Origin of the sequence: Vibrio sp. McD22-P3 (genome assembly GCF_021568915.1) — a bacterium.
Taxonomy (GTDB): Bacteria; Pseudomonadota; Gammaproteobacteria; order Enterobacterales; family Vibrionaceae; genus Vibrio; species Vibrio mediterranei.
Genome location: NZ_JAKGTN010000009.1, coordinates 26,626 through 40,421 on the forward strand (window position 1 = coordinate 26,626; position 13,796 = coordinate 40,421).

Below are 13,796 nucleotides of genomic sequence, written 5' to 3' on the forward strand. Positions count from 1 at the left end.
GCTAAAAAAGCGCCTTCACATTGAAGGCGCTTTTTATTTGTTATCTGATTATTCGCTAAGATAACCCAAACCACCAGCAATCAGGCTTTGCTCCATCACCTCAATGACGGCTCGACTGGTTTCATGCTTTAGGATTGATGAGGCCTTAGCACCTTGCAAAATCAGCCCACTTAGATGATCAATTTCATGTTCAAAGCCAGTGCCGATAGTTTGCGGTGCTATCAATACGGTCTCACCTCGATACACCACTTGAATTGATTTCGGGTTCCACCACTTTTCAGCAATAGTCGCTTCAAAGTCCTCACCCTGAATGACAGCACTACGCACTAAATTGCGTGTTATTGAGGCCGCTAACTGACCTTGAAGTCTGGATTTAAAATGAAACTCTGCGGTTTCATCCACCTTTGCTTGAGGGTTATCTTGAGAAAAGACCACGTCGGGCTTACCAATAGTTACGCCACACAATGTACATAAATCCGCGTACAACCACAGCGCATACACTCCCACATCCAGTGTCGCACCACCGGCTTGCTGAGCATTGAAGATCTGGTAGTTCTCATCATACTCATGCCAATTACCAAATGCTGCCTGTACTGAGGTTAGCTTGATATTGTTGCTGACAATAAACTGTTTTAACTCTTGGTAGGCAGGAAACACAACAGACTTCATGGCTTCAGCCAAGATGACACCATGTCGTATCGCTAGCGCAGTCATTTCATCCCAATCTTTTACATTGGTAAATGCGGGTTTTTCTACCAGCACATGCTTACCAGCGCTTAAAAAAAGCTCCACCAAATCTCGGTGATAGGGATGCAATGTCGCAACATAGACCACATCTACGTCGGCATCATCCGCTAATGCTTGGTAGGAACCATACGAGCGGCTGCACTCAAACTCTTCGGCAAACTTCGAGGCCCTAGCTTCATCACGTGCTGCCACCGCAACCAATTCGCCACATTGCGAATGTTGAGTTAAGTCGATGGCAAACCGACGTGCTATTTTCCCTAAACCTGCAATACCCCAGCGAGCTTTCTCCAACATCCTCTACCCTTCACCATTACGTTTTTTGCCAACCATACCTAAGTCATATGATTACTCAAGTATCATACGGTGTAACATTGTCAGTTATTACCATCCAAGTTTTGCGATGATACTACCAAGCTGTGATGCCTCTAGTTGAATACCAAAGTGGCGTTCAACGTTCTCCGCCAAGTCCGCTTTAGTCAGTTCTACTTCTTGCGCCTCTTCGTTACCCATTCTGATTTTTAACGTGCTATCGAGTAGTGTAATGATGCCGCCTTCAATTGGCTTTGCTGCAATCAAACTGTTGGTAAAGTGAGTCTCTGGGCTGGTCGAGGTAAAATGATTGCCATACAAAATATCGCCACGACATACATAGGTCATATCCAAGCTGTATAGACTCACCCAATCTTGCTGTTTCACTTGAAGTAAATAACCACAGCTTTCATCTTCGATAAATCGAAAACATTGGTGGTCAATACACTGCTCGCGATGCAATGTCAGCTCCAGAGGTGCTCTTGGCGTATTCGCACCGAACCCTGCATCAACAATCCACTGCTGGTCATCAATCGTAGCCAATGTCACTTGATGGCTTCGTCCCGAAGGCTCGCCGCTAAGATGTACTCGGGCTAATAGTGGCCTAACGGTAAAACCTAAGCTCTCCATAACTCGAAACAGTAAGCCATTGACTTCAAAACAATAGCCGCCACGCTGATGACGTATCAGTTTTTCGAAGATCGCATCAATATCAAGTTTAATTCCTTGCTCAACGAAGACGTCAAAGTTTTCAAATGGCAACGTCCTATGCTGAGCACGATGAAGTGATATCATATCGGCCACCGTAGGCTTAAGCTCATTCTTAATGCCAAGCTTATCGAAATAATCACGCATTTGAACAGGGGTCATCCTGAGCTCCTTTAATAGTGGCAGTGTTGATTGTTTTAGGTAATCTGAAAACAACAGATACAAAAAAACGCCCGAAACCTAAATGTGCTTACTCAGCCACACTTAAATTTCAAGGCGTTGCGATTAGTGTCATCTAGACCTATTGGACTCGGCGTAACACCGCTTTTAGTGCCTCAAAGTCATTAGCTAAATCTTCAGATAACAGCTCCATTGCCGCGTGTTTAGCCAATGGCCCAGGCAACTCAATGTCAGAACCTAAGATATCATCGACAACTTCTTTAAACTTAGCAGGATGCGCGGTACACAAGAACAAGCCTGTTTCACCCGGTTGCAACTGCTCTTCAAGTACTCGATAAGCAATCGCACCATGAGGTTCACATAAGTAGCCTAGTGCATTAAGATCACGAACCGACTCCGCACTTTGCTCATCAGAGACCGCCCCTTTGCCTAACGTGTCCAAACCCCAATCTTTAAGGCGGCAGAGTTCTTCGATACGCGGCCAGTTGTTTGGCTGACTAACATCCATCGCATTTGACGTCGTTGCCACTGTCGGTTTTGGAGCCCACTCACCTGTTTCTAGGTAACGTGGCACAGTATCATTCGCATTGGTTGCCGCGATAAAGCGCTTAATAGGCAATCCAAGCGCTTTCGCAAGCAGGCCTGCCGTTAGGTTACCGAAGTTACCGCTTGGCACCGATACTACGAGGTTTTCGCGCTGCTCTTTGCTAAGTTGAGACGCGGCTTCAAAGTAGTAACAAATCTGCGCCATCAAACGACTGATGTTGATTGAGTTTGCTGAATTTAATCCAATTTCTTCACGCAATGCTGCATCATCAAATGCCTGTTTCACGAGCGCTTGGCAAGCATCAAAGTCACCATCGATGGCCACTGTGTGAATGTTTTTGCCTAGCGTACAGAACAGCTTTTCCTGAAGTGGACTGATTTTACCTTTCGGGTAAAGAATCACGACATTGATGTCTTCCATACCATAGAAAGCGTGAGCGACTGCCGCACCAGTATCACCTGATGTTGCTGTCAAAATAGTGATTTTGCCACCATCAGAAACCGCGGCTAAAGACTGAGCCATAAAACGGCCTCCAAAGTCTTTAAATGCCAACGTTGGGCCATGGAAAAGCTCTAGTGCGTACACACCATCTTTCACTTGGTTGATTGGAGCCGGAAATTGGAACGCATTGTCCACTAATTCACTAACCTTCTCTGCAGGCAACTCATCGCCAATTAGCGCAGAAAGTATCTTTGCGCTGCGCGACACAAAATCTTCAGCTAATAAAGCATCTACGTCATCGAACTTAGGCAGCTCAGATGGGAAAAATAGACCTTGGTTGCGACCTAAGCCTTGACGGACAGCTTGGCCAAACGAGACTTGCTCGTCATTTTCTTTGATGTTGTAAAGCTTCATAGCTCACTTCCTGTTACTTTCGAACCCTGCTTGTCTAAACGACAAACGTGCACGAATCCTTCGTTATTTTGTACGTAATTTTCTTCTAGCCAGCGAGCCACTCGCTCTGCCACATCTTTTTCTTTACAGATGCTGAACAGCGTTGGGCCACTGCCTGAAATTCCGGTTGCCAAAGCCCCTGCTGTTGCCGCGTATTCACGCGCTTGACTAAAGCCAGGTAGCAACTTAGCACGGTATGGTTCGGCAATGACATCTTTGATCATCTTTGCTGCCAATTCAGGCTGATTAGAATGACATGCATGGATAAACCCTGCCAGATGACGACCATGAGCAATGATGTCTTGACGACGATATTGAGAAGGTAAAATTTCACGCGCTTCTGCCGTCGACACTTTAATGCCTGGATACGCCATCACCCAATACCAATCATCAAAACAAGGCACTTCTTGGCTAATAATACCAAGCTCTTCCAACATCAGTTGCACACCGCCTAAATAGCAAGGTGCCACATTGTCGTAATGGATGCCACCAGAAATTTGCCCTTCCATCTCTCCCATAAGAGCCAGTAACTCGGTCTCATTTAATGGATTGCCATGAAATTGGTTCAAAGCGTCTAGCGCCGCGACGATAGAACAAGCACTCGATCCTAAGCCAGAACCAATCGGCATGTTCTTCTCAAGTGTCATAAGCACAGGTTTAAGGGCTAGCCCTTTCTTATCTAATTCACGGGCGTACACTTTCCAACAATCGTAAACAATATTCTCTTGCGGGTCAGCGGGCAGCTTATCAACAAAGCTGCCTTTCGTTGCTAGGTCAAAAGGCTTATCACCGAGCTTAACCTCAACGCAATCGCCAAGTAGAGTGCCATCTATAGGAGAGACTGCCGCACCCAATACATCAAAACCAACACTCACGTTACCAATAGAGGCCGGAGCATAAACGACAACGCTATCACTCATCTTACACTCCTAGTTTCCAGCCTAATGTACGCATCACATCAGAGAACACGCCTGCTGCGGTCACTTCTGTACCCGCACCGTAACCACGTAATACCAGTGGAATTGGCTGATAATAGCGACTATAAAATGCCAGTGCGTTTTCACCATCTTTAATCTTGAACATAGGGTCGTTTTCATCCACGGCAGCAATGCGTACGCGACACTTACCATCTGCGATTTCGCCCACGTAGCGCAGCACTTTGCCTTCTTTGGCAGCGTCCGCTGACAGTTGGCTGAAGTAAGCATCCGCTTCAGGCAGACGGGCCATAAACTCATCTACTGAACCTGAATCATCAAAACCTGGTGGCAACGCTTGGTCAACTTCGACATCTTCAAGTTCAAGCGCCATCCCCGCTTCGCGAGCTAAGATGAGCAGTTTACGTGCTACGTCCATGCCTGATAGATCATCACGTGGATCTGGCTCAGTGAAACCTTTATCTTTTGCGACATTAGTTGCTTGGCTTAGCGTTAACCCTTCATCTAACTTACCGAAAATGAAAGATAACGAACCAGATAGAATACCGTTGAATTTCTCTAGCTCATCACCCGCTGCGATCAGGTTCTGTAGGTTCTCAATAACTGGCAGACCTGCCCCTACCGTTGTCTCATACATTAGCTTACGGCGAGAGTTACGAGCGACATCACGCAGTTGATGATAGTAAGACATGCTCGCAGTGTTTGCCTTTTTATTTGGCGTGACTACATGGAAGCCTGCCGCTAAAAACTCGGTATATTGATTGGCAATGTCTTCACTAGAAGTACAATCAACCAAAACAGGGTTAATAATGTGATTACGCTGAACCAATGCGGCTAAACCTGCCACCGAGAACTTCTCACTTACGTCGCCCATACGATCGCGCCATTGGTCGAGAGGAAGTCCTTTGCCATCGAGCAAGACACCTTTACTGTTTGCTAGACCACATACGCGGATAATGATGCCTTTCTCTGCCAGTTTGGCTTGCTGGCGCTGAATTTGATCCACCAGCTCACCACCAACACCGCCAACACCAACGACAAACACATCTAGGAAATGCTTAGAATTGAAAAGATTTTCATGACACGCTTTGATGGCCTCAGAAATTTTGTCTTCTGGGATTACCGCTGAGATAGCGCGCTCGGAGGAGCCCTGTGCGATTGCGACAATATTGACGTTAACTTCTGCCAGTGATGAGAAGAACTGAGAAGCGACACCGCGAGATGTGCGCATACCATCGCCCACTAGTGTCACTATCGCGACATCATCCATAAACTCAACAGGCTCTAGTAAACCGTTTTTAAGTTCCAGTTCAAAGGCTTCGCGCAATGCTCGCTCTGCATCAAGCTTGTCTTCTTCTTCAATACAGAAACTGATGCTGTATTCTGAAGATGACTGAGTAATAAGAACGATAGACACACCCGCTGATGACATAGCGCCAAAAACGCGACTCGCCATGCCCACCATGCCTTTCATACCAGGTCCAGATACGTTCACCATGATAAGGTTAGACAGTGTCGTGATACCTTTGATTGGTAAATTGTCTTCACCAGTATCTTGACCGATCAAGGTACCAGCCCCTTGTGGGTTGAACGAGTTCTTGATGAGACATGGAATATGGAACTGAGCGATAGGTGCAATAGTTTTTGGGTGAAGAACCGAAGCGCCAAAATAAGAAAGCTCCATCGCTTCTTGATAGCTCAGTGACTTGAGAAGGCGAGCATCATCAACCAGGCGAGGGTCACAGTTGTAAACCCCATCAACATCCGTCCAAATTTCACAACAATCAGCACGCAAGCACGCTGCTAATACCGCAGCAGAATAGTCAGAGCCGTTACGACCAAGCGTAACCAATTCACCCTTAGCGTTGCCAGCAGTAAAGCCCGGCATAATGTGCACGACACCTTCTGCCAGTGGGTTAGCTTGGAAGTTTTGGGTTGATACTTCCACATCCACCATCGCTTCTAAATGATCACCTTGAGCAAAAAGGTACTTAACTGGATCAATAAGATCCGCAGCTTGACCTTTAGCTTGCAGTACAGCTTTCATAAGTTGAATCGAGATTCGCTCACCTTTTGATATAATGCGAGCATTCACGTGATCTGGGCAAGTTCCGAGTAATCGGATACCGTGGACAAATTGATGCAATTGGAATAAAGATGTTTTGACTTGGTTGTCAAAATCTGTGCGCTCAATATTCGGGAGTACAGCTGCAATATTAGAAAATAGTTCGTTGAATGATGTTTCAAGCTCTGAAATCTGCAACTCAACTTCATTGTTTTTTAGGGCAGTTTCAATAACGGCGACAAGTTTGTTTGTCGTTTTACCCGGTGCCGATAGCACCACTGCCAAATCTTCTTGCTGGGCATTATTAGCGATGATGTCCGCTGCTCTTAAAAAGCGGTCTGCATCAGCTAATGATGAACCTCCAAATTTTAGTACTCGCATCCTTTCCTCCCGAAATACTCAAAACAGGTAAAAAAAAGGCCCGTATCTTGGGGATACAGGCCTTGTTTTTGAATTTCTTCCGTCTACCAGCCCGCCCCAACATTGGTAATGTCGGTAATAATAATCGTGGTGGTCATTACTACGTGCTGGCAACTAAACATAGGGTCTTCTTAAAAATCTCTTATGTGCTTACCCATACGTTTAACCTATTTGTTGTAGCTGAGTCAATTAAAAAATGTACTTTTATTGCTTTAGCGGCGTTTTTTTCTTAAACGCATAGAAATTGATAATTGCAGATAACTTATTCAGTTAGGATCTTTATTAATAACCAATTGCTATATAGATTTACAACTTTTTGCTTAGTTTATGTGCTTTAATTAGAAGTCAATAAACTATAAAAACAATAACCAAGGAGTGGTGCTATGAAAGCAGTGTCTTTTTACGCTTTACCCTTGCTATTGTTCTCAGGAATGTCCCTCGCGGTAGACTTACCTACGCTGCCTTCGCAGCATGACGCCTCCCCTCATAACTTCTTTCTTTCTTCAGGCACTAAGCTGGGTAGCAGTGATTCTTTTGATACTTGGAATATTGATAGTGGCTATTCCTATTCAATCTTTGACTCATTAGATGTTTACATTGGGGCTCGATTGAATAATTCTCACGAGTCGATAGACCAAGGATTTTTGAGTGGTGTTAGCTACAATGTTTCTGACCGTATCTCGGTAAAAAGTACACTTCGTGGCTACCAATATGAAGAGAATAACGAAAGGCAAGGCGCAATGGCTGCGGAAATATCAAGTAGGATGAGATTAACCGAAAACCTAGACGTTCACGCCACCTTCGATTTTGAGAAGATACAACAAGGCGTTGAAGTGGGTCTAGGCTTCCGTTTTTAACTGAGCATCAATTCAAGCATGATTGCGCTTTAAAACTCTAATGCTTCTTTAGCGATCAATACCCCATTCCAATCAGAATAAACGTAATGCCCAGGTTGAACGATTTGGTTGTTCATCGTTAATGTAACGTTGATTTGACCTGCTCCACGTTTTTCTGTTTTGAAAGGACATGCCGCTAGCGCTTTCACTCCCAGATCCATTTCCGCCATAGCCGCCACGTCGCGAACTGCGCCATTCACAATCACGCCTTCCCATCCGTTTTCTATTGCCATAATCGCGAGTTGGTCCCCAAGCAGTGCTTTGGCACAAGAACCATTACCGTCAACAAAGAGTACTTTGCCTGTACCATTTTGCCCTAACACTTCTCGCACCATTGAGTTATCGTGGTAACAGCGTACCGTTACAATCTCTCCCCAGAACGCGGCGCGTTGCCCGAAATTTTGCAGTGGCAAATTCAGCAACATGACTTTATCTTCGTGTTGGTCACAAATATCAGGTGTGATATCTCTCATTTTTCCTCCGTGATTTTTTGCTCAATCGCCATGCTAGTAGCAAGTCTTTAGAAGAGCATTAAATTAAAATCCTTTATCGCCTATCCGGTAATTTTTTCTGCTAACGTAAGAAATCACCCAATAGGCCTAATTTTTTTTGCGTTTGACTCTCATCACAGGAAACCAAAAACAGTACACCATTTTCTACCCAATAAATGGCATTTTGCTGATATTTTTGCGCTAACTCACAGCCTTGCGTTAAAGTCATTTCTACCGCAAAGCTGTCTTCAACCCAGCTGAAACTCGGGTTCCCCACCTTAACATTTTGGTAGTCATAGATTTTGAGCCTTTGCTCTAAGTCGAGGTTTTTTATGCAATTTAATTCGTTAGACAGTTTACGACTCTGTGGGTTCCAAGCCGTTATGATCACGTAATTTTTGCAGTCCCACTCAGTGATAAATTCTATGCGAATTTCTGAATAGGCACGCCACAAGTGTGCATCAATACTCATATTATCTAAATTGTTGTATTTGCCCAATACTATTAATATTTGTTACAAAGGCGCTATTGATTTAAATCAACAAAGTGCATGGAATTAACATTTGACCATTGTTAGCATGCTGTTAACATTATAGAATTCGCCTCAATGACATAGCAGAATAATAAGAGATTTAAGGGATTTCTCGTTTTTTTGGCAACATCACGGAAGGCGACTTAACCTGTAACTGTTTCTACGATTTTGAGTAAACATCTAAGAAACATTACCTATATGTTAACTTTTTGCCTAGAATTTATTCTACTAGCGACAGAATTATCACAAGTTTAAATTAGGTACCGCCGATGCAAAGCCCGCAGATTCTTATTGTTGAAGATGAGCAAGTAACCCGTAACACCCTTAAAAGCATTTTTGAAGCAGAAGGATATGCTGTATTCGAGGCCAGCGACGGTCAGGAAATGCACCAAGTCATGTCTGAGAACTCTGTAAACCTTGTTATCATGGATATCAACCTTCCTGGTAAAAACGGTTTACTACTAGCTCGTGAACTTCGTGAGCAAGCTAATGTAGCATTAATGTTCTTGACTGGTCGTGACAACGAAGTGGATAAAATTCTAGGTTTAGAGATTGGCGCTGATGATTACATCACTAAGCCATTCAACCCTCGTGAATTAACTATCCGTGCACGTAACCTGTTAACTCGTTCAATGAGCACAAGTGCCGCTACTGAAGAAAAACGCAGCGTTGAGAAATATGAGTTCAACGGTTGGGTTCTTGATATCAATAGTCGCTCACTAGTTAGCCCAAGTGGCGACGGCTACAAGCTACCTCGTTCAGAGTTCCGTGCTCTACTGCACTTCTGTGAGAACCCAGGTAAGATTCAAACTCGCGCCGATCTTCTTAAGAAGATGACTGGTCGTGAGCTTAAACCACACGATCGCACTGTAGATGTAACGATTCGTCGTATCCGTAAACACTTTGAGTCGGTTTCAGGTACTCCAGAAATCATCGCAACTATCCACGGTGAAGGCTACCGCTTCTGTGGCGATCTAGAAGAATAATCATCTTCTAACGAATAGCAAAAGGGACGCACTATGCGTCCCTTTTTTAATGTAAGCGATTCAGCCTCAATCAATACACCGTATCCACATTCACTTGTTTGTTGACAACCCAAGTTTGTTTATCGCCACCAACCAGCTGCACAGCCACATCTACTGGCTTAGTAATGTTGACTTCTAACTGCCAGTTAAACGCCACTTCCCACTGATTCTCTGAGTGATTTCGCAGTTCAAAGTCATCACCTTCAAACTCCCAAGACACATCACCTTGTTTCAATACCACCATAGCGACATCCATATCAGCTGGTAGCTGCGTGTCAGTCACTAGGTTTAATGCACCGTGAAGAGTTTGTTCTTTTACCAGTGCAGTCGTTTCACCAATTTTTGGCATCATATCGATCCAAAGGTTCGACTCTAGACGAACAGTCTGCTGTTCAACCATAGCAGTATTTCCCGTCATCCATACTTTTGAGTCTGTCGCTGGAGAGGTTGCACAACCGGCTAAAGCTGCAGAAAGTGCTAGTGCTGTGAGTATTTTCTTCATTTTGATTCCTTACTTTCCAACCACATTTTAAGTACTTGAATATCATTGTGATATTCGTTTTTTATCTCTTCAACCCAATCTTCAATGTTCTCCCACCATGCTGGCATATCCGGAGACTGAGCCTTCTGGGCAACTGATTGAATGCGTTTTAAGCCAATAGATCCAGCAGCACCTTTAATCTTATGTGCTTCAGAGGCAATACCGGATTGATCTTTCGCAGTCATGTTCGAATCCAGTATCTCGAGATAGTCTGGCATCATTTGCTCGAACATAGTGATGCTATCGTACACAGGTTTGGTGCCGACAATATCAACATAAGAGTCCAACATATCGAAATCTAAAAGTCGGTTAAACAGTTCGTCATTAATATCTGTTTTCTCAACTACGGTTGCTTCCTCAACGTCAGTAGACTCTTCATCGCCAGCAAACTTGTTAATGACTTCCGTGAGTGCTTTAACACTCAGTGGCTTACTGATAGCGTCATCCATACCTTTTGTTAGGTACTCTTGTTTATCCTTTAGCACATTCGCCGTTAAAGCGACCAAAGGAGGCAATTGTGTGTAGTGCTCCCTAAAATTCTGTGCAACATCAAAGCCCGTCATATCAGGTAACTGAATATCGAGCAACGCGAGGTCATACTCTTCTGGCTTAAACGTCGCGATGGCTTCTTCGCCCGTCATTGCAACACTGACTGTATGTCCTAAGCTTTCCAACAGCGAACGTGCGACCGTAATGTTCAACTCAATATCTTCCAGTAAGAAAATATTGAGACTACCTTGTTGCTTCACTTCTACTGGAGCCAATTGTTGTTTATCAGCACAAGGGACATTGATGGATACCGTAAATGTACTTCCAAACCCTTCTTCACTGTCTGCCGTGATGTCACCATCCATCATCTTTATCAGTTGCTTAGAAACCGCAAGACCAATTCCGGTGCCCACAGCATGTAAATTGTCTTTCCCTGACTTCACCTGATAATACATAGCGAAGATCTTATCAAGTTCGTGCTGAGGAATACCTATTCCAGTATCTTCAACTTCGATAATGATATGAGCATAATTATCTTCAATATCCGCACTGATGGTCATCACAACGCCACCCTGCTTAGTGAACTTCATGGCGTTGCTAACCAGATTCCAAATCACCTGACGCAGTCTCGTCGCATCGACTACCACGCCTTCTGGGAGATCCGTTAAACGCTCAAGATCAAATCGTAACCCTTTCTGCTCCGCCATAAGAGCCGAAATGCTCTCAAGTTCAGTGACAAAGTCTTCAAAGTTCAGTGGTTCAGGGAAAAGCTCAAGCTTACGTCTATCAAACTTATCCATATCAATTATGTCATTAAAGATATGGCCTAGCGTGATGGCACTGACGTTAATAGTTTGCATGTGCTTACGCTGTTCAGTATTTAGATGGCTATCAAGTAACATTCGGCTCAAACCGACAATGCCATTTAACGGTGTACGCAGCTCATGACTAATGGTCGAAATAAACGTTGTTTTGTCTCGACTCGCTTTCTCTAATGACTCTTGATGACGCTTACGCTCGGTGATATCACGACCAAAACCAACCAGCCCAAGGTGCTTACCATCTTTGCTATAGAACGGCACCTTACGCAGTTCATAGAAACATTTCTTGCCATCTGGGTACTCTAACCACTGCTCATACGTCAGTGCTTGGTTATCACCCATCACTTTATGGTCGGTTTCAACAACTTGTTTAGCGATCTCTTCAGAGTAAACGTCCCATGGCGTCAAACCCACTAGCTCTTTTTCTTTTCGACCAGTCAACTCTTCCATCGCCCGGTTACAACCAGAGAAGACACCTTCCGCATTGCGGTAATAGATCAAGTCGGGAGAAGCATCAATAAATGAACGCAGTAAAGCGGTTCGTTCAGCCAGCTCGAGTTGAGTACGTTCACGTTGAAACACCTCATTTTCTAGATCCTTCATCGCCTCTTCACGCGCTTCCTCCGCTTTTTGTCTCTCTTCAATCTCTTGATTGAGTTTGCGGATATTTTGTTGCAGCTTGTGGTTCAAATCTTGGTCACGCGAACGCATGTCTTTTAGTTTAGAAACCATCTTAGAGAGACGCTGACGTGATTCTTCCAACTGGTCGACAACAACAGAGAGAAAATACACAGCCCACGGAGTAATAAGCAGACCGAAAAATACCGAACGGACAATATCTATGTCATCTACACGCCCATTCAAAACAAGGGTAATACCCACCTGAACCACAACGGCTAATGCCACCAAAGCCAATGCGAGAAGAATAGAAAAACGAACAATGCCGAGCTTTACTAACAAGTCGACATAATATTGAGCGAGGTTTTTGATAGGTTTCATTCAGCACTCCGTGCGTTACAACTGACCTAAGTCTATCATTAAGCCAGTAGCTTCACACGGTAGTAGAATTATTTGAGAACAGGTTTGTGATAAATAAACGGATTCAGAGTCAATGAGCCCTGTTGGCCTTCTTTGGTTAACACTCGGCCTAGCTCTGTCATCGCTAACCAACGGTTCTCACACCAAAGTGGCGACAACAAGGTCGGTCTTCGCGCGGAAGAGGAGACGCGGTGAAAAATGATCTCTGCTGGCGTACGACGAATCATTTCACTGGCCACATCTAAGTAAAACTCTAGCGTTGGCGCTTCTAATCTACCAGCACGCCACGCCTTAGCCATCGTACTGCCTTCAACAATATGTAAACCGTGCAATTTAATGCCATCCGTTCCGGTGGCCAGCACCTTGTCTAGAGTAACAAGGTTATCTTGCTTTGATTCATTTGGCAGACCGACGATAAGATGTGTACATACCTTGATTCCAAGTGCACGAGCGCGTCGGGTGATTTCATCGTACACAGCAAAATCATGGCCTCGATTTATGCGTTTAAGTGTGTGATCGTGAGCCGTTTGTAGCCCTAGCTCCAACCAAATTTCATATCCTTGCTCGACATACCCAGCCAAAAGCTCTACTACGGACTCAGGAACACAATCAGGGCGCGTTCCGACACACAATCCGACAATGTCAGCATACTTAAGTGCTTCTTCGTACATGTTTTTCAACACCTGTACTTCTGCATAAGTGCTGGTGTAAGCCTGAAAATAAGCGAGATACTTCTTTGCGCGCTTCACTTCACCAGCACGATCCGTGAGCTGTTCATGAATGGATTGAATCTGTGTCTCTTCACTTGCAAAGGAGGCAACATTACAAAATGTACAACCACCACGACCTATCGTGCCGTCTCGGTTAGGGCAGCTAAAACCACCGTGCAGGGTCAGTTTGTGAACTTTTTCACCGTATCGACGCTGGAGATCTTGGCCGATGGTATTCACCAACTCATGTAATTGCATGTTCGAAAAACCTATTAATAAGAATGAATCTCACTCTAATTAGTGAAACTAAATTACATCCCTGCAAAAGAAAACCATGCATCGTATCAACGAGCGGGAAAAGCATGCTTAACCAAAATCAATAAATATTCATAAAAACAACAGAAAAACGGCAAATGTTGCATGTATGTTATTAGATATATTCAAAATT

General features: G+C 44.3%; 12 protein-coding genes and 1 other annotated feature. Of the genes, 2 read left to right on the plus strand and 10 right to left on the minus strand.

Translation table 11 applies throughout. The features are described 5' to 3' along the window. Window positions 1–48: 48 nt before the first annotated feature. The 5 genes from L2W36_RS12015 to thrA form a co-directional block, all read right to left on the minus strand. The gene (locus L2W36_RS12015) at window positions 49–1,041 is read right to left on the minus strand and encodes a Gfo/Idh/MocA family protein (protein ID WP_236110149.1); all 993 of its coding nucleotides are present in this window, start codon (window positions 1,039–1,041) and stop codon (window positions 49–51) included. An 87-nt stretch (window positions 1,042–1,128) separates the two neighbouring features. Next, the gene (locus L2W36_RS12020) at window positions 1,129–1,926 is read right to left on the minus strand and encodes an arylamine N-acetyltransferase family protein (RefSeq protein WP_236110150.1); all 798 of its coding nucleotides are present in this window, start codon (window positions 1,924–1,926) and stop codon (window positions 1,129–1,131) included. Between the two features lie 139 nt (window positions 1,927–2,065). After that, on the minus strand, window positions 2,066–3,346 hold the full coding sequence (thrC, locus tag L2W36_RS12025; RefSeq protein WP_236110151.1) for a threonine synthase: 1,281 nt from the start codon (window positions 3,344–3,346) through the stop codon (window positions 2,066–2,068). Continuing rightward, window positions 3,343–4,305 carry a homoserine kinase gene (gene thrB / locus L2W36_RS12030; RefSeq protein WP_124940226.1) on the minus strand — a complete coding sequence of 321 codons (963 nt, stop codon included), beginning with the start codon at window positions 4,303–4,305 and terminating at the stop codon, window positions 3,343–3,345. The genes thrC and thrB overlap by 4 nt, the downstream gene beginning before the upstream one ends. Window position 4,306: 1 nt before the next feature. Further along, a complete protein-coding gene (gene thrA / locus L2W36_RS12035; RefSeq protein WP_038223951.1) occupies window positions 4,307–6,766 on the minus strand; it encodes a bifunctional aspartate kinase/homoserine dehydrogenase I in 2,460 nt (819 codons plus the stop codon). Between the two features lie 29 nt (window positions 6,767–6,795). Next, window positions 6,796–6,911 (minus strand) — a sequence feature (Thr leader region). A gap of 277 nt (window positions 6,912–7,188) precedes the next feature. Between thrA and L2W36_RS12040 the strand changes: the two genes are divergently transcribed. Further along, the gene (locus L2W36_RS12040; protein ID WP_038223952.1) at window positions 7,189–7,662 is read left to right on the plus strand and encodes a hypothetical protein; all 474 of its coding nucleotides are present in this window, start codon (window positions 7,189–7,191) and stop codon (window positions 7,660–7,662) included. A 29-nt stretch (window positions 7,663–7,691) separates the two neighbouring features. Here L2W36_RS12040 and L2W36_RS12045 read toward each other — a convergent pair whose 3' ends face one another. Together L2W36_RS12045 and L2W36_RS12050 are read right to left on the minus strand one after the other, a co-directional pair. Continuing rightward, window positions 7,692–8,174, minus strand: coding sequence for a putative 4-hydroxy-4-methyl-2-oxoglutarate aldolase (locus L2W36_RS12045; protein ID WP_006072903.1), 483 nt, complete (start codon window positions 8,172–8,174; stop codon window positions 7,692–7,694). Between the two features lie 100 nt (window positions 8,175–8,274). Next, window positions 8,275–8,664 (minus strand): DUF3293 domain-containing protein, encoded by a 390-nt coding sequence (locus L2W36_RS12050; protein ID WP_236110152.1) that lies wholly within the window; start codon window positions 8,662–8,664, stop codon window positions 8,275–8,277. A gap of 329 nt (window positions 8,665–8,993) precedes the next feature. On the opposite strand from L2W36_RS12050, the gene arcA reads away from it, so the two are divergent. Then, on the plus strand, window positions 8,994–9,710 hold the full coding sequence (gene arcA, locus L2W36_RS12055) for a two-component system response regulator ArcA (protein WP_006072901.1): 717 nt from the start codon (window positions 8,994–8,996) through the stop codon (window positions 9,708–9,710). A 70-nt stretch (window positions 9,711–9,780) separates the two neighbouring features. Here the strand turns inward: arcA and L2W36_RS12060 are convergent, their stop codons facing one another. The 3 genes from L2W36_RS12060 to L2W36_RS12070 form a co-directional block, all read right to left on the minus strand. Continuing rightward, window positions 9,781–10,251, minus strand: coding sequence for a hypothetical protein (locus L2W36_RS12060; protein WP_006072900.1), 471 nt, complete (start codon window positions 10,249–10,251; stop codon window positions 9,781–9,783). Continuing rightward, window positions 10,248–12,599, minus strand: a complete 2,352-nt coding sequence (arcB, locus tag L2W36_RS12065; protein ID WP_236110153.1) for an aerobic respiration two-component sensor histidine kinase ArcB — start codon at window positions 12,597–12,599, stop codon at window positions 10,248–10,250. The genes L2W36_RS12060 and arcB overlap by 4 nt, the downstream gene beginning before the upstream one ends. Window positions 12,600–12,667: 68 nt before the next feature. Continuing rightward, window positions 12,668–13,606, minus strand: a complete 939-nt coding sequence (locus L2W36_RS12070; protein WP_236110154.1) for a TIGR01212 family radical SAM protein — start codon at window positions 13,604–13,606, stop codon at window positions 12,668–12,670. Window positions 13,607–13,796 lie beyond the last annotated feature (190 nt).

What these genes read in the sequence shown, in the direction of transcription:
- L2W36_RS12015 (WP_236110149.1), bottom strand. Translation starts at nt 1,041, where the DNA reads ATGTTGGAGAAAGCTCGCTGGGGTATTGCAGGTTTAGGGAAAATAGCA.
- L2W36_RS12020 (WP_236110150.1), bottom strand. Translation starts at nt 1,926, where the DNA reads ATGACCCCTGTTCAAATGCGTGATTATTTCGATAAGCTTGGCATTAAG.
- thrC (WP_236110151.1), bottom strand. Translation starts at nt 3,346, where the DNA reads ATGAAGCTTTACAACATCAAAGAAAATGACGAGCAAGTCTCGTTTGGC.
- thrB (WP_124940226.1), bottom strand. Translation starts at nt 4,305, where the DNA reads ATGAGTGATAGCGTTGTCGTTTATGCTCCGGCCTCTATTGGTAACGTG.
- thrA (WP_038223951.1), bottom strand. Translation starts at nt 6,766, where the DNA reads ATGCGAGTACTAAAATTTGGAGGTTCATCATTAGCTGATGCAGACCGC.
- L2W36_RS12040 (WP_038223952.1), top strand. Translation starts at nt 7,189, where the DNA reads ATGAAAGCAGTGTCTTTTTACGCTTTACCCTTGCTATTGTTCTCAGGA.
- L2W36_RS12045 (WP_006072903.1), bottom strand. Translation starts at nt 8,174, where the DNA reads ATGAGAGATATCACACCTGATATTTGTGACCAACACGAAGATAAAGTC.
- L2W36_RS12050 (WP_236110152.1), bottom strand. Translation starts at nt 8,664, where the DNA reads ATGAGTATTGATGCACACTTGTGGCGTGCCTATTCAGAAATTCGCATA.
- arcA (WP_006072901.1), top strand. Translation starts at nt 8,994, where the DNA reads ATGCAAAGCCCGCAGATTCTTATTGTTGAAGATGAGCAAGTAACCCGT.
- L2W36_RS12060 (WP_006072900.1), bottom strand. Translation starts at nt 10,251, where the DNA reads ATGAAGAAAATACTCACAGCACTAGCACTTTCTGCAGCTTTAGCCGGT.
- arcB (WP_236110153.1), bottom strand. Translation starts at nt 12,599, where the DNA reads ATGAAACCTATCAAAAACCTCGCTCAATATTATGTCGACTTGTTAGTA.
- L2W36_RS12070 (WP_236110154.1), bottom strand. Translation starts at nt 13,606, where the DNA reads ATGCAATTACATGAGTTGGTGAATACCATCGGCCAAGATCTCCAGCGT.